We start from the raw sequence: 18,501 nt of genomic DNA on the forward strand, positions 1-18,501 counted from the left end.
TTAATGGATATTCGTAAAGTCAAGAAACTGATCGAGCTGCTGGAAGAATCTGGCATCGACGAGCTGGAAATCAAGGAAGGCGAAGAGTCCGTGCGCATCAGCCGCCACAGCAAGACTCCAGCCCAGCAGTACTACGCGCCGGCTCCAATGGCCGCCGCTCCTGCACCGGCTCCTGTCGCTGCCGCTGCCGCAGCTCCGGCTGCCGAAGCTGCCGCTGCCGCGCCAACCCTGAAAGGCACCGTGATCCGCTCGCCAATGGTCGGCACCTTCTACCGCAAAGGTTCGCCAACCTCGCCTGCCTTCGTTGAAGTCGGCCAGAGCGTGAAGAAAGGCGACACCCTGTGCATCGTCGAAGCGATGAAAATGATGAACCACATCGAAGCCGAAATCGGCGGTGTCATTGACGCCGTTCTGGTAGAAGACGGCCAGCCGGTTGAATACGACCAGCCTCTGTTCACCATCGTTTGAACCGCGGAGAGCCTGCGATGTTGGAAAAAGTTCTGATCGCCAACCGCGGCGAAATTGCCCTGCGTATCCTGCGAGCCTGCAAGGAACTGGGCATCAAGACCGTCGCCGTACACTCCACGGCCGACCGCGAGCTGATGCACCTGGGCCTGGCTGACGAGTCCGTGTGCATTGGCCCGGCGTCGTCCAAGGATTCCTACCTGCACATCCCCGCGATCATCGCCGCGGCCGAAGTGACCGGCGCCACCGCCATTCACCCTGGCTATGGCTTCCTCGCGGAAAACGCCGACTTCGCCGAGCAGGTCGAGAAATCCGGATTTGCCTTCATCGGCCCGAAAGCCGACACCATTCGCCTGATGGGCGACAAGGTATCGGCCAAGCACGCCATGATCCAGGCCGGCGTTCCGACCGTACCGGGCTCCGACGGCCCGCTGCCGGAAGACGAAGAAACCGCGCTGGCAATCGCCCGCGAGGTTGGCTACCCGGTGATCATCAAGGCCGCCGGTGGCGGTGGTGGTCGCGGCATGCGCGTTGTGCACAAGGAAGAAGACCTGATTTCCTCGGCCAAGCTGACCCGCACCGAAGCCGGTGCAGCGTTCGGCAACCCGATGGTCTACCTGGAGAAGTTCCTGACCAACCCACGTCACGTGGAAGTTCAGGTCTTGTCCGATGGTCAGGGCAACGCCGTACACCTGGGCGACCGTGACTGCTCCCTGCAGCGCCGTCACCAGAAAGTACTGGAAGAAGCGCCGGCTCCAGGCATCGACGAAAAAGCCCGTCAGGAAGTCTTCGCCCGCTGCGTCCAGGCGTGCGTCGAGATCGGCTACCGTGGCGCTGGCACCTTCGAGTTCCTCTACGAGAACGGTAGCTTCTACTTCATCGAGATGAACACCCGCGTGCAGGTTGAGCACCCGGTTTCGGAGATGGTCACTGGCATCGACATCGTCAAGGAGATGCTCAGCATCGCCGCTGGCAACAAGCTGTCGTTCACCCAGGATGACGTGGTGATCCGCGGTCACGCCCTGGAGTGCCGGATCAACGCCGAAGACCCGAAGAAGTTCATTCCGAGCCCAGGCAAGGTCAAGCACTTCCACGCTCCGGGCGGCAACGGCGTTCGCGTCGATTCGCACCTGTACAGCGGCTACACCGTACCGCCGAACTACGATTCGCTGATCGGCAAGCTGATCACCTACGGCAAAGACCGCGACGAAGCCATGGCGCGCATGCGCAATGCCCTGGACGAAATCGTGGTTGACGGGATCAAGACCAACATCCCGCTGCACCGTGATCTGGTACGTGACGAGGCCTTCTGCAAGGGCGGCGTCAACATTCACTACCTGGAACACAAGCTGGCCTCGGAATAACGAGCCAGCCGCCTCCAGCGGTCGAATGGAAAAAGCCCCGCACGTATTCCGTGCGGGGCTTTTTCGTTTTCAGCGGGTCAGTGTGGTCAGCAGCAAGGCCTGGGCATCGACCAGGGCGGAGCTTGCGAGCGCGCCGTCCAGATTACGCACCGAACCGTCGGAGCGCTGCACCAGCGGCTCCTGACGGAAGCGCGCCATGAAGCGTTGGCCACGCCGGGCCATCATCCCCCTGCCGCCCTGGCTGGCCTCGCGCAGGATCGGCTCGACCACCTCTTGCACCGCATTGCGGGTGGTGGTGAACACCGTGGTCGCACCCTCGGCCAGATCGAGCCGGACCCCGTAAATGTTGCCCATGCACGACGAATAGGACCAGTGATCCCAGTCCGCCTGGATGCCCTTTCGCAGCAGTGCCGACCTGAGCGGCCCGCCGATATCCGCACCACCGGACAACCAATCGCCGCCTACCAGCGTGGCCCTGACCGGCTCGTGTCCTGCGCCGCGGCCTATGCGCGCCAGCGCGCTGGACAAGGCGTCATCGACCAGGGCGCGGATGTTGTGATCGACGTGGATCACCGCCCCCGTCCGTGTCGTCGGGTTATACAGGCACGCCACCACGCAGCTTTGGGCATTCAATGAATACAGGTAGTTGTCGCTCGCGCCCGCATCAAACCGGGCGATCACGCCCTCGCCCTGAAGCGCCCCGCGAGCTGGCAGCGGGCGGGTCCGCGCGGGGAACGCATCGGCGATACGCCGTATCTGCCCCAGGTTGTGAACATCGTTGCCGCCACCCCGAAGCCCGACCTGCGGATTGAACGACCAGCGCCCCCGAACATCCCGGCGAATCGGCATTTTGTACTGTGCCGCCGGGTAGCGCGGATCGACCAGGCGCAGCGTCTGGTTATCCAGATCCGCCACCACCTCGAAGTACTTGCCCTTGTGGAGAATATGCAGCCGTCCCCCGTCGGGCCCGGTTGACGGGCCTTGGTACAGGCCGCCCAGCAAACCGTCCTGCTCCAGGCGGCGCAGGTTTCCGGGGTTGCTCTTCAAAGCCTGATGCAGATCCAGAACGTCGAACACTCCACGCCCGGCATGCTCACTCGACCTGATGCCCCCAAGTCTTGTTTTCCGCACCGCCACCCAGGCGCCCGGCAGCGCGACGCCCCACAGCCCCAGGGCAACATCGAGCCAATGTTGCAGGGCGCCCGCCGCATCATCGTCGCGGTGCGCAGTAATCGCCTTGCTCGCACCGAGCACCACAAAGACCGCATCAAGGACGAACCCCAGCGGCGGAAACACCAGGCTCAACGGCAGGGCGGCATACACCAGCCCCTTGGCGACCAGTTCGGCGATAACGTCGTGACGGCTGGTGGTCACCGCCTCGACATCATCGATGTGGCGCTGCAGGTAATCGTCGTATTCGTCGAGAAAGTCTTCGACCCGGCTCGCCTCACGCAGCGCATCACGCGCCGCCTCGCCCTTGGCCAATTGAGTGAGCCGGCGGGAAGCGGCCGGATGGTCGGCATAGCGCAGGTGCGAGAGGAAGTAATCCTGCAAGGCGCCAGGACCGGCGCCGGTAAAACGCCCGTAGTCGCGCAGGACGATGCCATCCGGCGCTTGCGGCGTGTACAGCCAGTCCTGCGCCACGCCGCCATCGACCTCCCGGAACACGTAAAGGCCAACGGCCTGCCGCCCATTGATCGCGAGCCTGAACACGCCGCTGCTGGTCGCAACGTCCTCCGCGGCCCCGCGCCCCCGCGCAGGCTGGCGCCGTGAGAGCCCCTCGACAGCACTCGCCAGGCGTTGCAACTGCAAGGGCGTCAGCCGACCCTTGGCATGCGCGACGTGAACATCCCGCCGCATCGTTGCCTGGACCAGTGCTAGACGTAATGCCCGACGCTCGGCGTAGATCGGCTGTGACGAATCGAGGAACCCTGCGCGAATCGACTGCACGAAACGATCCCCCAGAAAAGCCCCGCGCAGATACGGCGCCAACTCCGCTGCCCGCAATTGGCTCAGGTCCTGCCCGACCGAAGAACGGACCGGCATGTGTGGGTTATCCAGTCCCCAGTTGTCGTCGTAGCCATACATGGCCAGATCCAGCAGCGAGCGAGTGATGCCGGGCGTCGAATCGGCAAGGCCGGGTTTGAAATCGAACAGGATGGTTTGCGGATCAACCTCGCCCTCCATCTGGTGCCCGCGCAGATACGCATCGATGTCAGCCGTGATGGCGCGCTTGGCAAACGCCTGAAAAGTCTCCTGCCCGGCAACCGCCTGCTGCAGCGCATCGTTGAGCAGGTGCAGGTCTTCGTTGAGGCCGGCGATTACCTGACGCTGTGCCAGGGGCAACGCACCGAACCAGGCGGGCGCCTCCTGCGTTTCCACACGGGAAAGATCATGAGCCTTGCGCAAGGCAACGAGCGCCTCGCAGGATTCCCGGTAGCCAAACGGTGCACGGCGATGATCGCGTTGAACATCCCAGTGGTCGGCACGCTCCACGACCTTGTCGAAAAACACCTCGGCCCGCTGCTTCTGAACGCCATCGACCAGTCCCAGCAGATACTCACGCCCGGCTTCATCGCCCAGCCAGCCACCCAGCTCGATAGCCACCGCCCGCAGGGAAGGCAGCTCGATCCACACCTGCCCATCGGGCTTGCCGGGCGCATACAGCACCAGCGACTCCGGTGCTTGATCGCCCTTTTGCACATGAAACAGCAGGAGATCCGCCAACGGCAGATCCGGCAGCAACGAAACGCCGACCACCTTCTCGCCCGGCTCCGCCGCAGCGACACCGTTGGACTCCCGAATACGCAGCACCCGCTCCAGACCCTCGGCACTCAGGTGCCCTCGGCAGCGCGCGACAAACGCGGTCTGCTGCAAGCGCGCATCGTAGAGATCGAGGAGCGCCACCGTCAGTTCAGGGTGGTCATGGCGCTCGCTGAGTCGCGCCCGGTATTCCCCGCGCGGATCGACGGTTTGCAGCAAGGATTCCAGAAATGCCTGGGCGAGCGGCGCGTGAGACGCCTTGGGGTCGTGGTGTAGCGTTCTGGTTTTTTGCGGGCCCGGCGCAAAGGGGCCCTCGGCCACCAGCGCCGTCAGCGAAGTGACTCGAGTCACGGGAGAAGACGCCGCGTTGCCACGGGTTTCCACCTGCAGGCGATCCGGCTCGATATCGATACCCAGCGTGGCGCGCGCGTGGTCGATGATCGCTCGCCGGGCAAAGGCGTGCAGCGAGGTGACGTCATCCAGCAAGTGCTGGACTTGCCCCTCCAGAAACAGGCTGCGTTGCTGAAACGCGCGCAAGATCGAAAGGTCGGCCTCGCCCAGCGCGGCGAACCAGTCACCGAAGGCGGAACGGGTCAGGCGCCGAACCATCGAGCGCTCGGCATCGGGCAGTCCGTCACCGGCCTCGAACGACGCCTGCCAATGCTCCTCAAGCGCCTCGATACGCTGCGCCAGGGTCACGCCATCCAGTTGCTCCAGGCTCTCCGGCAGAAACAACGCATCAATGCTGGCGCAGTGAGCCTCCAGCCGTTGCAGGAAAAGACTGCCGACAGACGAGGTTGGCTCGAGGTCGTCCGGGCGTGCCGCCCAGCGCTGCCGCAGCGCACGCTGGTAATCGTCGACCACCCCGCCCGCGACACCTTCGATCACCTGCACCAGCACCTCGTAGGGTTCGGCATCCGCTTCACTGTCCGCTGCTTGCGGCCAGCGCAGCGGCCCTCGCAGGTTGCCGTCGTAAGTGGCCACCTGCCCATCAATCAGGCGTTGCAGCAACGCCTCGAACAGCGCCTCGAGAAACGACGGCGCAACATCACCTTCCGGGTAATAGGTACGCAGATGCACCCTCAGGTGATCACCCGCGATTTCGGCGAAGGTCAGCCGGCCCGCCCAGAAACCTTCGGTCCAGGTCGCCCAGCGGGTTACCTGCACCAGCGACGCTCCGGCCACCGCAGACGATTGCAGATTGTTTTCCATTGTCTGGCTCCTCACGAAGGAAAGGAGGGAGCGTGCGGCAGGGGTAAAGGCGCCGGGTAATAGATAGTTAGGACGCAATCGATCCACGCCACCCGCCGCCTGTTATCCACTTTGCGGCCTAGCTGGCGTACACTGCCCGGCTTTCACAGCACTACGCTGAACCACCCTGGTGAAGGTACCCCAATGCCCTGGTTACAAGTTCGTCTGGCCATCACTCCGGAACAGGCCGAAACCTATGAAGACGCCCTGCTGGAAGTGGGCGCGGTTTCCGTGACCTTCATGGACGCCGAAGACCAGCCGATCTTCGAGCCAGACCTGAACACCACGCCGCTGTGGTCCAACACCCACCTGCTGGCGCTGTTCGAAGCCGACGCCGAGCCGGAAGCAGTGTTCGCCCACCTGCAACTGCTGACCGGCGCCGAGTTGCCCGAGCACCATGCTGAGGTCATCGAAGACCAGGACTGGGAACGCAGCTGGATGGACAACTTCCACCCAATGCGTTTCGGCCAGCGCCTGTGGATCGTGCCGAGCTGGCACGCCGCGCCGGAACCTGGAGCAGTCAACCTGCTGCTGGATCCGGGCCTGGCGTTCGGCACCGGCACCCACCCGACCACCGCGCTGTGCCTTGAATGGCTCGACGGTCAGGACCTGAAAGACACCCAGGTCCTGGACTTCGGCTGCGGCTCCGGCATTCTCGCCATCGCCGCACTGCTGCTGGGCGCTCGCCGTGCCGTCGGTACCGACATCGACGTGCAGGCCCTCGAAGCCTCGCGTGACAACGCCGGGCGCAACGGTGTTGCCGAAGCAGACTTCGAGCTGTACCTGCCCGAGCACATGCCGGCCCAACAGGCCGACGTGCTGGTGGCCAACATCCTCGCCGGCCCGCTGGTTTCGCTGGCGCCGCAACTCAGCGGCCTGGTGCGTCCGGGCGGCCTGCTGGCGCTCTCCGGCATCCTCGCCGAGCAAGGCCAGGAAGTGGCCGCGGCCTACGCAGCAGACTTCGACCTGGACCCGATTGCCGAGCGCGATGGCTGGGTACGTATCAGTGGTCGCCGCCGTTAACTGCACTAGACTGGTTCTCATCCCACCCCGGATCGCCGCATGACCGACAGTTTCGTCACCCAGTGCCCGCATTGCCAGACCAGCTTTCGCGTCAGCCACAATCAACTGAGCGTGGCCCGCGGTGTCGTGCGTTGCGGCAACTGCCTGCAGGTGTTCAACGCCGCCCGCCAGTTGCTTGAGCAGAGCGCCGCCCAGCAACCGCCGGTCGCTCCTGCGCCCGTCGATGAACCGCAGGCGGTCGAGCCTGAGCGGGTAGTGCCGGTCGAAACCGTCGAAGCCCCCGCCCTTCCCGTCGAAGAACCTGTGCCCGCTCCCGAGCCGGCGCCGGCCCCGTCGGCGAAGAGCTGGAGCAACGTCGATCTGGACCTCGACCACCTCGATCTGGACCGCGAACTGGCCCGCCTGGAGCAGCGCGAGATCCAGCCGAGCGTCGACTTCCACGCCGCCCCACGCCGGGAAGACAGCCTCAGCGCCAAGCGCGACGATGCCAACAACGACGATCTGCTGGAGGCTGGCCTGTTCAGCACCCCGGCGTCGGAGCGCGAGCCGGACGAGCCGTCCCTGGACGAGCCGCTACTGCAACTCGAAACCCGTGAGCCGGACGAGCAGCCATCGCCGGGCGACCGCACCGAGCCTTCGTTGTCGCTGGACCTGCCCGAGCCGGAAGAAACCCCGCCCGTGCGCAGTCACGTGATCGCGGACGAAGACGACGACCTGCCGGATGCCGGCACCCGTCTGTCGGCCCGGGATGACGACGACCTCGACCAACGCAACGATCACGACGACGAGCCCACGCTTAGCGAGCGGCGCGACCCGGAACTCGGCGCCATCGCCGAGCCCGACCGTCCGGCACGCAAGGAATCACTGGTCGATCTGGTCGACGACCCGCTGCAACTGGACTGGCAGAAGCCGCGTAGCAACCTGGGCCGGCGCCTGCTGTGGCTGTTCCTGATCCTGCTGGCCGCCGCCGCGCTGGCCGGCCAGTACATCGCCTATCACTTCGACGAACTGGCCCGCCAGGACCAGTACCGCCCGTGGTTCCAGCAGGTCTGCCCGACACTGGGCTGCGAGGTGCCGTCCAAGGTCGACATCGCCCGAATCAAGAGCAGCAACCTGGTGGTGCGCAGCCATCCGGACTTCAAGGGTGCACTGGTGGTGGACGCGATCATCTACAACCGCGCGCCCTTCTCCCAGCCGTTCCCGCTGCTGGAACTGCGCTTCGCCGACCTCAACGGCCAACTGATCGCCAGTCGTCGCTTCAAGCCCGCCGAGTATCTCAGCGGCGAGCTGGCCGGCAAGGCCGAGATGCCCAGCCAGACGCCGATCCACATCGCCCTGGATATCCTCGATCCGGGCCCGAAGGCCGTCAATTACAGCCTCAGCTTCCGCTCCCCGGAGTAAAAGCAGCCGCAAGTTGCAAGCTTAAAGCGGCAAGAAAGAGCCGATCGCACGCGATCCTGCTGCCTTTTGTCGCTTGAAGCTTGCCACTTGAAGCAGGTCGCGCCAGCGGCCGAGTTGTTCAGATTTTATCCAGATTCATCTTTATCCGGTCATCGAGAGCGGGTATCATGCCCACCCTTTTTCGAACTCTAATGATCCGGCCCCACAACAGGGAACTCCTATGTCGGCGGTACGCATCGGCCCATACACACTGCAAAACAACCTGATCCTTGCCCCCATGGCCGGGGTTACGGACCAGCCTTTTCGTCAGCTCTGCCGACGAATGGGCGCAGGCCTGGTGGTGTCGGAAATGGTCAGCAGCGACATGAGCCTGTGGAACAGCCGAAAGTCGCGCCTGCGCATGATCCACGAAGGCGATCCCGAGCCACGCTCGGTACAGATCGCCGGCGGCGACGCGCAGATGCTCGCTGCGGCGGCCAGGGCCAATGTCGAACTGGGCGCCCAGATCATCGACATCAACATGGGTTGCCCGGCAAAAAAAGTCTGCAACAAGGCCGCAGGCTCTGCTTTATTGAAGGATGAAGCATTGGTCAGCGAGATTCTCCACGCGGTGGTCGCCGCCGTGGATGTCCCGGTGACCCTGAAGATCCGCACCGGCTGGGACCGGGCAAACAAGAACGGCCTGACCGTGGCGAAGATCGCCGAGCAGGCCGGGATCCAGGCGCTGGCCGTCCATGGCCGCACCCGCGCCGACCTGTACACCGGCGAAGCCGAGTACGACACCATCGCTGCCATCAAGCAGGCGGTGTCTATCCCGGTTTTTGCCAATGGCGACATCACGTCGCCGCAAAAGGCCCGGACCGTGCTCGATAGCACCGGCGTCGACGGCCTGTTGATCGGCCGCGCCGCCCAGGGCCGGCCATGGCTCTTTCGCGAGATCGAGCACTACCTGCGCACAGGCGAAACACTGCCCGCGCCGGGGCTGGAGGAAGTGGAACGGATTCTGCTGGAGCACCTGGCAGCGCTGCATGCCTTCTATGGCGATGTGATGGGCGTGCGAATCGCCCGCAAGCACGTTGGCTGGTACCTGGCAACGTTACCGGGGGCCAAGGAGTTTCGCGCCCGGTTCAATCGTTTGGAAGACACACACGCGCAATGCGCCGACGTTCGCCTTTTCTTCAGCGAACGTGAACAGAGCCTTGAGACAGAGGACGGACAAGGGGTGGCCGCATGACGATGATGACCGAGACTTTAGTGAGTGGAACAACGCCCGTGAGCGACAACGTCAACCTGAAACAGCACCTCAATACCCCCAGCGAAGAGGGACAGACCCTTCGCGGAAGTGTGGAAAAGGCGCTGCACAACTATTTCGCCCACCTCGAGGGCGCTGCTGTCACGGACGTGTACAACCTGGTGCTCTCTGAAGTCGAGGCGCCCCTGCTCGAAAGCGTGATGAACTACGTCAAGGGCAACCAGACCAAGGCCAGCGAGCTGCTTGGACTGAACCGAGGCACCTTGCGCAAGAAACTCAAGCAGTACGACCTGCTGTAAGCATGAATCCCAACCAAAAAGGCGACTCCCACAGTGAGGTCGCCTTTTTTGCTGACTCCACCGCGTTATGGAATCTGAAATGACCGACCAGACTACTCGCCTGCCGATCCGCCGTGCCTTGATCAGCGTTTCCGACAAGACCGGGATCCTCGAATTCGCCCGTGAGCTGCAAACGCTCGGCGTCGAGATCCTGTCTACCGGCGGCACCTTCAAGCTGCTCCAGGACAACGGCGTCGCCGCGGTCGAAGTCGCCGACTACACCGGCTTCGCGGAAATGATGGACGGCCGGGTCAAGACCCTGCACCCGAAAATCCACGGTGGCATCCTCGGCCGTCGCGGCACCGATGACGCCATCATGCAGGAGCACGGGATCAAGCCGATCGATCTGGTCGCCGTCAACCTGTACCCGTTCGAAGCCACCATCTCCAAGCCGGGTTGCGACCTGCCGACCGCTATCGAGAACATCGACATCGGCGGCCCGACCATGGTCCGTTCCGCGGCCAAGAACCACAAAGACGTCGCCATCGTGGTCAACGCCAGCGACTACGCGAACGTGCTGGAAAGCCTCAAGGCCGGTGGCCTGACCTACGCCCAGCGCTTCGACCTGATGCTCAAGGCCTTCGAGCACACCGCGGCCTATGACGGCATGATCGCCAACTACATGGGCACCGTGAACCAGTCCGCCGAGACCCTGAGCACCGAAGGCCGCAGCGAATTCCCGCGCACCTTCAACAGCCAGTTCATCAAGGCCCAGGAAATGCGCTACGGCGAGAACCCGCACCAGAGCGCGGCGTTCTATGTCGAGGCCAAGCCGTCCGAGACGGGCATCGCCACCGCGGTGCAACTGCAAGGCAAGGAACTGTCGTACAACAACGTGGCCGACACCGACGCCGCGCTGGAATGCGTGAAGAGCTTCGTCAAGCCGGCCTGCGTCATCGTCAAGCACGCCAACCCGTGCGGCGTTGCCGTCAGCCCTGAAGGCGGTATCCGCCAGGCCTACGAACTGGCCTACGCCACCGACACCGAGTCGGCCTTCGGCGGCATCATCGCCTTCAACCGCGAGCTGGACGGCGAAACCGCCAAGGCCATCGTCGAGCGTCAGTTCGTCGAAGTCATCATCGCCCCGAGCGTCAGCGAAGAGGCCCGCGCCGTAGTCGCCGCCAAGGCCAACGTGCGCCTGCTGACCTGCGGCGAGTGGTCGACCGAGCGCGCCGCTGCCTGGGACTTCAAGCGTGTGACCGGCGGCCTGCTGGTACAGAGCCGCGACATCGGCATGATCACCGACGCCGACCTGAAAGTCGTGACCAAGCGTGCGCCGACCGAACAGGAAATCCATGACCTGATCTTCGCCTGGAAAGTGGCCAAGTTCGTCAAGTCCAACGCCATTGTCTACGCCAAGAACCGCCAGACCATCGGCGTCGGCGCCGGCCAGATGAGCCGCGTCAACTCCGCGCGCATTGCTGCAATCAAGGCCGAGCATGCTGGCCTGCAGGTGCAGGGCGCGGTCATGGCGTCGGACGCGTTCTTCCCGTTCCGTGACGGCATCGACAACGCAGCCAAGGTCGGTATCACTGCCGTGATCCAGCCAGGCGGCTCGATGCGCGACGCCGAAGTCATTGCCGCCGCCGACGAAGCCGGCATCGCAATGGTGTTCACCGGCATGCGCCACTTCCGTCACTGATTTACGGCAATCGGCCGCACTGAAGCAGGCATCTGCTTCAGTGCGACCCCGTACAGCGAATACAAAACGAAGGCATGCCCTTCGGAAACCACTGAGGTTTTGACATGAACGTTTTGATCATCGGTAGCGGCGGACGTGAACACGCCCTGGCCTGGAAAGTTGCCCAGGACCCGCGTGTCGAGAAAATCTTCGTCGCCCCCGGCAACGCCGGTACCGCCACCGAAGCCAAGTGCGAGAACGTCGCCATCGAAGTGACCGCGCTGGAACAACTGGCCGACTTCGCCGAGAAGAACGTCTCGCTGACCATCGTCGGCCCGGAAGCCCCGCTGGTTGCCGGCGTGGTCGATCTGTTCCGCAGCCGCGGCCTGGATTGCTTCGGTCCGACCGCTGGCGCCGCCCAGCTTGAAGGCTCCAAGGCCTTCACCAAGGATTTCCTGGCGCGCCACAAGATCCCGACCGCCGACTACCAGAACTTCACCGAGATCGAGCCAGCCCTGGCTTATCTGCGTGAAAAAGGCGCGCCGATCGTGATCAAGGCCGACGGCCTGGCCGCCGGCAAGGGCGTTATCGTCGCCATGACCCTGGCCGAAGCCGAAGACGCCGTGCGCGACATGCTCGCCGGCAATGCCTTTGGCGCAGCCGGTTCGCGCGTGGTCATCGAGGAATTCCTCGACGGCGAAGAAGCCAGCTTCATCGTCATGGTCGACGGCGCCAACGTGCTGCCTATGGCAACCAGCCAGGACCACAAGCGCGTCGGCGACGCCGACACCGGCCCGAACACCGGTGGCATGGGCGCCTATTCGCCAGCGCCAGTGGTCACCGCTGATGTCCATCAGCGCGTGATGGACCTGGTGATCTACCCGACCGTGCGCGGCATGGCCGAGGAAGGCAACGTCTACACCGGCTTCCTTTACGCCGGTCTGATGATCGACAAGGCCGGTAACCCGAAGGTCATCGAGTTCAACTGCCGCTTCGGCGACCCGGAAACCCAGCCCATCATGCTGCGCCTGGAGTCGAGCCTGATCCTGCTGATCGAGGCCGCACTGGCCAAGGCGCTGGACAAGGTCGAAGCCGTCTGGGATCCGCGTCCGAGCCTGGGCGTGGTGCTGGCCGCCGGCGGCTATCCTGGCGACTACGCCAAGGACGCACCGATCAAGGGACTGGATGCCGCCGCCGCACTGCAAGGCAAGGTGTTCCATGCCGGTACCGCGCTGAAAGACGGCCAGGTCGTGACCAGCGGCGGCCGCGTGCTCTGCGCCACCGCCCTGGGCGACACGGTCGAAGCCGCACAGCAACAGGCCTACCGTCTGGCAGCCGAAATCGACTGGGAAGGCGCGTTCTATCGCAAGGACATCGGCTACCGTGCCATTGCCCGCGAGCGTGGCGAGCATCAGGAGTAACCTGCCTGAGCGGGAGCGCGGCGCCTTTGCGCCGCGGCTCCCGGCTCGTCGTCAGGGCCCGGGCAAAACCTTGCCTTCGGCTTGGCACGCCGCGCATAGTGGTACACCGGCACTCAGCTAGGAAGGGAAATCGTCGTGCGTTGGCTCAGGATTGCCATTGGAACCATCGTCAGCCTGCTGACCCTGCTCTGCCTTTTTCCGGCCATGGCCGAATCGAGCAGCGGCTGGGCGGTCCTGCTCGACGGCCAGGCCAATCTGCAATTGGGCGACATCCGTTCCGAACGCTACCGCAACCAGTTCAGCCCCATCGAACTCAACCAGCTCAACGCCGCCGAGCCCAACCAGGCGCTCTGGCTGCACTACCGGCTGCCTCCCGGCCAGCATGAGCAGGTCATTCGGGTGTTCGCGCCCGACCTCTCGCGTCTCGATCTTTATGTTCTCGACGGCAACAACCTGCTGCAGCAATCGCACAACGGTCGTCGCAGCGACAGCGGCCTGCTGACCCTGAGCAGCAGCGATCACCTGCTTTCACTTCCCGCCAGCCCCGTGGCGCTGGACGTTTACCTGCGGCTGGTGTCCGAACACCAGCTGCGCCCCGGCATCAGCCTGTTGCCCGCGGTCGAAGCCGCCGCCGACCAGCGTCGCCCGCTGTTGTTCGGCCTGCTGTTCGGCTGTCTCGGCATGCTGGCGCTGCACAACCTCACCCGCTTCGCCTATTCGCGCTCCACCGCCAGCCTGTGGCTGGCCGGCTACCACCTGCTGATGATGCTCAGCGCGCTGATCCTGCTCAACCTCAGTGGCCCGTGGAACCTGTGGCACTCGGCGCAGACACCCGCGGCCTACCTGACCGTGCTGCTCGCCACCCTCTGCGGGCTAGTGTTCACCCAGCGCTTCTTCGCCCCGCTTGGCCAACCCCGCCTGACCCGCTTGCTGCAGGGCCAGATGCTGTTGGTGGTGTTCTGCGGCCTGCTGCTGTTGTTCGTCGATACCCTGCCGCTGAACCTGATGACCTACGCGCTGGTAGCGCTGGGTTGCCTGAGCATGCTCGGCGTCTCGCTCTATCACTGGTACAAGGGCTTCTCCCCGGCGCGCCTGCTCAGCCTCGGCATGCTGATCTTCACGGTCGGCTGCCTGGTGGTCTTGCCGGCCCTGCTCGGCCTTACCCGCACGCCGACCCAGTGGTTGCTGTTCATCCTGCTCGGCCTTACCGCGTTCAGCGGCCTGCTGCTCAACCTTTCGGTCAGCGAACGCCTGCGCTACATGAACGAAGCGCGCTTCAGCGCCAGCCGCGAGCTGGCCGCGAGCACGGCCGAGATCAACGCCAAGGCCGAATTCCTGGCCAAGATCAGCCACGAGATCCGCACCCCCATGAACGGTGTGCTGGGCATGACCGAACTGCTGCTGGGCACACCGCTGTCGGTCAAGCAGCGCGACTATGTGCAAACCATTCATAGCGCCGGCAACGAACTGCTGACGTTGATCAACGAGATTCTCGACATCTCCAAACTCGAATCCGGGCAGATCGAGCTGGACGACGTGCAGTTCGACCTCAACGCCTTGATCGAGGATTGCCTGGGCATCTTCCGCGCCAAAGCCGAGCAGCAGAACATCGAGCTCATCAGCTTCACCCAGCCGCAAGTGCCGCGGGTGATCAGCGGCGACCCGACCCGTCTGCGCCAGGCCATGCTCAGCCTGCTGGACAACGCCTTGAAGAAAACCGACCACGGCGAAATCCTGCTGGTGGTGGCCCTCGATCAGCGTGGCAGCAGCCCACGCCTGCGCATCGCCGTGCAAGACTGCGGCGAAGCCATGCAGCCCGCCGAACGCGACGCCCTGTTGCAGGCCGAGCTGCACAGCAAGCACTTCCTTTCCAGCAACAAACTCGGCGGCCACCTGGGCCTGGTGATCGCCAAGCAACTGATCACGCTCATGCAGGGCGAATTCGGCATCAAGACCAGCCACAACCAGGGCAACACCCTGTGGCTGACCCTGCCGCTGGACCCACAGCGCCTGGAGCAGCCGGCCACCGACCTCGATGCTTCGCTGCGCGGCGCCCGAGTGCTGGTGGTGGACGACAACGATACGTGCCGCAAGGTGCTGGTCCAGCAGTGCGGCGCCTGGGGCATGAACGTCAGCGCCGTGCCGTCGGGCAAGGAAGCGCTGGCCCTGCTGCGGACCAAGGCGCACCTGCGTGACTACTTCGACGCAGTCCTGCTCGACCAGAACATGCCTGGCATGACCGGCATGCAACTGGCGGCGAAGATCAAGGAAGACCCGAGCCTGAACCACGACATCCTGCTGGTGATGCTCACCGGCATCAGCAATGCGCCGAGCAAGATCATCGCGCGCAACGCCGGGGTCAAACGCATCCTCGCCAAGCCGGTGGCCGGCTACACCCTCAAGACCACCCTGGCCGAAGAACTCTCCCAGCGCAGCAAGGTGCCGCCACCGGGCTTCATGCCTGCCCAGCGCCCGGCCCCCATCGAGCTGCCCGCCGACTTCCGCATTCTGGTTGCCGAAGACAACAGCATCTCCACCAAGGTCATCCGCGGCATGCTCGGCAAGCTCAACCTGGAGCCGGACACCGCGAGCAACGGCGAAGAAGCGCTCAAGGCCATGAAGGCGCAGCACTACGACCTGGTGCTGATGGACTGCGAAATGCCGATCCTCGACGGCTTCTCCGCGACCCAGCAACTGCGTGCCTGGGAAGCCAGCACCCAGAGCCCGCACACGCCGGTGGTGGCGCTGACCGCGCACATCCTCGCCGAGCACAAGGAGCGTGCGCGCCTGTCCGGCATGGACGGGCACATGTCCAAGCCGGTGGAACTGTCGCAATTGCGTGAGCTGATCGAGCATTGGGTAGCCCGCCGCGAGCAGTCGCGGCCACCCGCCGATGCACCGCTGTCGCACTGATACACTTGCCCGGCCTTTTCTTCTTTCGCGAGCCCAGACCATGCTTCATGAGTTGTTCAGCGTTTACCTGAAAATGCTCGTGCTCTACAGCCCGTTCTTCGTCCTGTCCTGCTTCATCAGCCTGACCCGCGGTTATTCCAGCAAGGAGCGCAAGCACCTGGCCTGGAAGGTGGCCATGGGCGTGCTGATCGCCAGCGTGCTGCTGTACCTGTTCGGTCGGGTGATCTTCGGCGTCTTCGGGATTACCGCCGATGCCTTCCGCATCGGTGCCGGCAGCGTGCTGTTCATTTCCGCGCTGGGCATGGCCCAGGGCAAATCGGCGGTGCAGACCGACAACGTGCAGCAGGACGTCACCATCGTGCCGCTGACCATCCCCCTGACCGTCGGCCCCGGCACCATCGGTGCGCTGTTGGTGATGGGCGTCGGCCAGCCGCATTGGGACGACAAGTTGCTGGCCATCGTCAGTATCGCGCTGGCCAGCTTCACCGTCGGCCTGGTGCTCTACCTCTCCAACCGCATCGAGCGGATCCTCGGCGACCAGGGCCTGCAGATCGTCAGTCGATTGATGGGCCTGTTCGTCTGCGCCCTTGCCGCGCAGATCATTTTCACCGGGATCAAGGGCTACCTGATTTCCTGAGCCGCCCCCTCAAAGCTCGTAGACATCCTGCTGAAGAGCCTGCTCCAGGCTCTTCCCGATCCGCGCACCAAACTTCTGCTCGAACAGACGCACATTGAAACGCACCAGCTCGATGCGTGACCCGGTCACCACCCGTTCTCGGTAGAGAAACCCGTTGAGTCGCTCCTCGCGCGCCAGGGTTTCGTGGTACAGCACCAGATCCACGTAACCTGGCTTGATGATCCGGCAGGGCAACAACTGGAAAGACTCCTGCGCCAGCGAGCGGGCCTCGAAACGGTAGAGCGCAGCCTCACTGGCCTGCAGCGCGTCGAGGGACCAACGGGTCATCTCGGAATACTGGCTGTCGGCGGTAGCGTTGATCTGCCCCAAAACGTCGTTCAGCACTCTGCGTCGCTGTTGATTGGGGACGAAGGATTCCCTCGGCGACCTGGCGTCCCAGCCGAGAAACATCAGTTGTCGTCGGTAAAAGCTGTAGCCGTCGCTCACCAACTGGTTATCCAGGGCGTCCTGCGTCGCGCGCTGGGCAAAGAGCATCGCCATCTGCACACGCTCGCGGACGTCTTTGTGAATATCGGGAAAAAAGGACATCAGGGCATTACCGACGACGGCTGCCCGCGGTTGATCGGTCATAGCATTCTTGCCTCAGTGAAGGGTGCAACTGGTTGCCGCATCGAGCATCAGGCGGGCGAAACGGTCGTGTCCGGTTTCAAGCAGCTCCGGGGCGGGCTCGGCCATCAGGCTCTGGAACGACAGATCGCCACGCAACGCAGCGCCATCCAGCGCGGCCACCAGCCAGTCGCGGCCAGGCGTCTCGCTGGTTTCCAGGGCGATGCTGCACAGGCTGAGTCGTAACCCGGGCCGCAGCACGCCCATTTCCAGCACCAGTTGCGCCCCGCCCCGTGGCGAGCGCCGCAGCACCGAACAGCTCAGCCGCTCGACACCCGGCTGCACCGGGTCTAGCGCATCGACGCAACGCTCCAGCACTGCGCCCAGTTCCGGGTGCTGGCAACTCAGCCACAACACCAGCGGCTGCATCGGCGCCAACACCGTCCGGCACTGCGCGGCGTCGACGCTCTGGCAACTGTGGGTCACCCGCCAGCCGCGTTTGCCGAGGGCACTGCGATAGGCGCGATACCATTGCCGGTGCTCGCCGAACCGCGAGGTCATCAGACTGTCCGCCGACCGTTGGGCATAACGCAGCGAGCCCAGCACATTCTGGCGCTCCACATCCCCGACCTGAGGGGCAACCAGCATCAGGCTGCCCTCGCTGGTCCACATCGTGTAGCCGTCGATATCCACGTCGGTCATCTCCAGAAAATGCCAATGGCCCGCTGCTTCAGCGTCGGTCAGATGTCGTAGTCCATGATCCTGGCCACGGCCCGCTCACCCAGGCGCTGCTCCACGCCCGTGCGCACGCTGGCATACACCTGGCTGTTGAACGACAGAGCCGCGGTGCTCTTGTAGGTCGCCGACGTGGAGCTGTCCCAATCGAACACCAGGGCATCGATGTCCTCCTTGCGCACCGAGCGCTGGACCGCGCCGAGCGCCATCACCACTTCGCCGCTCTCGGTTTCAGTGCAGGAGGCCAGGCCGATGACGACATGGGTGCGTTTTTCCAGATTGCGCTTGAACACGGTCAAGGCCTTTTCGTTGCTCTCAAGGCCGGTGATCGCCGCCTCGGCGAGCGCCTTGATCGCGGCGGTCACCGGCCCACCCAGCAGCAGGCTGGTGGCCGCCGACTGCACAGCCTTGACCGCGACGTTGGCGACCTTGAGCGACTGGCCGGTGGTGCTTTCCTTTTCATGGGTGCGGTGCGCCACGACCCAGCCGCAATCCCCCATGACCTGGAGGAAGGACTTGAACCAGGATTCGCTCATGGCGGTCTGGTCGTGGAGTTTATTGGCGACCAGGGTGGCGAACAGGAAGCTGTTTTTCACGTCGGTACGGCTTTGCGCGGACATGCCGGCGCCGAAGGCCACGAGGGAGTTTTCCACCACGGCGGCGGAACTGGTGTTCGAAGATGGGGTGCTGTCGTTGGTCATGGCAAAGTCC

Annotated in this window: 14 protein-coding genes; 10 read left to right on the forward strand and 4 right to left on the reverse strand. The window is 64.1% G+C overall.

The genetic code is table 11. The features are described from left to right. Positions 1-3 precede the first annotated feature (3 nt). Both accB and accC read left to right on the forward strand, forming a co-directional pair. A complete protein-coding gene (accB, locus tag NTD88_RS10690) occupies positions 4-468 on the forward strand; it encodes an acetyl-CoA carboxylase biotin carboxyl carrier protein (protein WP_095156038.1) in 465 nt (154 codons plus the stop codon). Positions 469-485: 17 nt separating this feature from the next. After that, positions 486-1,829 carry an acetyl-CoA carboxylase biotin carboxylase subunit gene (gene accC / locus NTD88_RS10695; RefSeq protein WP_095156037.1) on the forward strand — a complete coding sequence of 448 codons (1,344 nt, stop codon included), beginning with the start codon at positions 486-488 and terminating at the stop codon, positions 1,827-1,829. Between the two features lie 69 nt (positions 1,830-1,898). Here accC and NTD88_RS10700 read toward each other — a convergent pair whose 3' ends face one another. Continuing rightward, positions 1,899-5,804, reverse strand: a complete 3,906-nt coding sequence (locus NTD88_RS10700; protein WP_262156542.1) for a dermonecrotic toxin domain-containing protein — start codon at positions 5,802-5,804, stop codon at positions 1,899-1,901. A 183-nt stretch (positions 5,805-5,987) separates the two neighbouring features. On the opposite strand from NTD88_RS10700, the gene prmA reads away from it, so the two are divergent. The 8 genes from prmA to NTD88_RS10740 all read left to right on the forward strand — a co-directional run bounded on the left by prmA (position 5,988) and on the right by NTD88_RS10740 (position 16,449). Further along, entirely contained in the window at positions 5,988-6,866 is an 879-nt protein-coding gene (gene prmA / locus NTD88_RS10705) for a 50S ribosomal protein L11 methyltransferase (RefSeq protein WP_262156543.1), read from the forward strand. A gap of 39 nt (positions 6,867-6,905) precedes the next feature. Further along, complete coding sequence (locus NTD88_RS10710; protein ID WP_262156544.1) at positions 6,906-8,267, forward strand: DUF3426 domain-containing protein; 1,362 nt, start codon at positions 6,906-6,908, stop codon at positions 8,265-8,267. 220 nt (positions 8,268-8,487) lie between these two features. Further along, on the forward strand, positions 8,488-9,501 hold the full coding sequence (gene dusB / locus NTD88_RS10715) for a tRNA dihydrouridine synthase DusB (protein ID WP_095156033.1): 1,014 nt from the start codon (positions 8,488-8,490) through the stop codon (positions 9,499-9,501). Then, a complete protein-coding gene (gene fis / locus NTD88_RS10720; RefSeq protein ID WP_003186237.1) occupies positions 9,498-9,818 on the forward strand; it encodes a DNA-binding transcriptional regulator Fis in 321 nt (106 codons plus the stop codon). Before dusB ends, fis begins: the two co-directional genes overlap by 4 nt. Positions 9,819-9,897: 79 nt before the next feature. Then, entirely contained in the window at positions 9,898-11,499 is a 1,602-nt protein-coding gene (purH, locus tag NTD88_RS10725; RefSeq protein WP_095156032.1) for a bifunctional phosphoribosylaminoimidazolecarboxamide formyltransferase/IMP cyclohydrolase, read from the forward strand. A gap of 104 nt (positions 11,500-11,603) precedes the next feature. Beyond that, a complete protein-coding gene (purD, locus tag NTD88_RS10730; RefSeq protein ID WP_110971371.1) occupies positions 11,604-12,899 on the forward strand; it encodes a phosphoribosylamine--glycine ligase in 1,296 nt (431 codons plus the stop codon). Between the two features lie 135 nt (positions 12,900-13,034). After that, positions 13,035-15,812: a hybrid sensor histidine kinase/response regulator gene (locus NTD88_RS10735; protein WP_095156030.1), complete on the forward strand. Its 2,778-nt coding sequence runs from the start codon at positions 13,035-13,037 to the stop codon at positions 15,810-15,812. Between the two features lie 40 nt (positions 15,813-15,852). Beyond that, positions 15,853-16,449: a MarC family protein gene (locus tag NTD88_RS10740; RefSeq protein ID WP_110971373.1), complete on the forward strand. Its 597-nt coding sequence runs from the start codon at positions 15,853-15,855 to the stop codon at positions 16,447-16,449. A 9-nt stretch (positions 16,450-16,458) separates the two neighbouring features. Here NTD88_RS10740 and NTD88_RS10745 read toward each other — a convergent pair whose 3' ends face one another. The 3 genes from NTD88_RS10745 to NTD88_RS10755 are packed head-to-tail and all read right to left on the reverse strand — an operon-like array spanning position 16,459 to position 18,491. Continuing rightward, the gene (locus NTD88_RS10745) at positions 16,459-17,079 is read right to left on the reverse strand and encodes a hypothetical protein (protein ID WP_262156545.1); all 621 of its coding nucleotides are present in this window, start codon (positions 17,077-17,079) and stop codon (positions 16,459-16,461) included. 12 nt (positions 17,080-17,091) lie between these two features. Continuing rightward, the gene (locus NTD88_RS10750; RefSeq protein WP_262156546.1) at positions 17,092-17,757 is read right to left on the reverse strand and encodes a hypothetical protein; all 666 of its coding nucleotides are present in this window, start codon (positions 17,755-17,757) and stop codon (positions 17,092-17,094) included. A 38-nt stretch (positions 17,758-17,795) separates the two neighbouring features. After that, complete coding sequence (locus NTD88_RS10755) at positions 17,796-18,491, reverse strand: hypothetical protein (RefSeq protein WP_262156547.1); 696 nt, start codon at positions 18,489-18,491, stop codon at positions 17,796-17,798. Positions 18,492-18,501 lie beyond the last annotated feature (10 nt).

Source organism: Pseudomonas sp. 20P_3.2_Bac5 (assembly GCF_025466035.1).
Classification (GTDB): domain Bacteria; phylum Pseudomonadota; class Gammaproteobacteria; order Pseudomonadales; family Pseudomonadaceae; genus Aquipseudomonas.

Coding starts and splice junctions, on each gene's coding strand:
- accB (WP_095156038.1), top strand. CDS start 4: ATGGATATTCGTAAAGTCAAGAAACTGATCGAGCTGCTGGAAGAATCT.
- accC (WP_095156037.1), top strand. CDS start 486: ATGTTGGAAAAAGTTCTGATCGCCAACCGCGGCGAAATTGCCCTGCGT.
- NTD88_RS10700 (WP_262156542.1), bottom strand. CDS start 5,804: ATGGAAAACAATCTGCAATCGTCTGCGGTGGCCGGAGCGTCGCTGGTG.
- prmA (WP_262156543.1), top strand. CDS start 5,988: ATGCCCTGGTTACAAGTTCGTCTGGCCATCACTCCGGAACAGGCCGAA.
- NTD88_RS10710 (WP_262156544.1), top strand. CDS start 6,906: ATGACCGACAGTTTCGTCACCCAGTGCCCGCATTGCCAGACCAGCTTT.
- dusB (WP_095156033.1), top strand. CDS start 8,488: ATGTCGGCGGTACGCATCGGCCCATACACACTGCAAAACAACCTGATC.
- fis (WP_003186237.1), top strand. CDS start 9,498: ATGACGATGATGACCGAGACTTTAGTGAGTGGAACAACGCCCGTGAGC.
- purH (WP_095156032.1), top strand. CDS start 9,898: ATGACCGACCAGACTACTCGCCTGCCGATCCGCCGTGCCTTGATCAGC.
- purD (WP_110971371.1), top strand. CDS start 11,604: ATGAACGTTTTGATCATCGGTAGCGGCGGACGTGAACACGCCCTGGCC.
- NTD88_RS10740 (WP_110971373.1), top strand. CDS start 15,853: ATGCTTCATGAGTTGTTCAGCGTTTACCTGAAAATGCTCGTGCTCTAC.
- NTD88_RS10745 (WP_262156545.1), bottom strand. CDS start 17,079: ATGACCGATCAACCGCGGGCAGCCGTCGTCGGTAATGCCCTGATGTCC.
- NTD88_RS10750 (WP_262156546.1), bottom strand. CDS start 17,757: ATGACCGACGTGGATATCGACGGCTACACGATGTGGACCAGCGAGGGC.
- NTD88_RS10755 (WP_262156547.1), bottom strand. CDS start 18,491: ATGACCAACGACAGCACCCCATCTTCGAACACCAGTTCCGCCGCCGTG.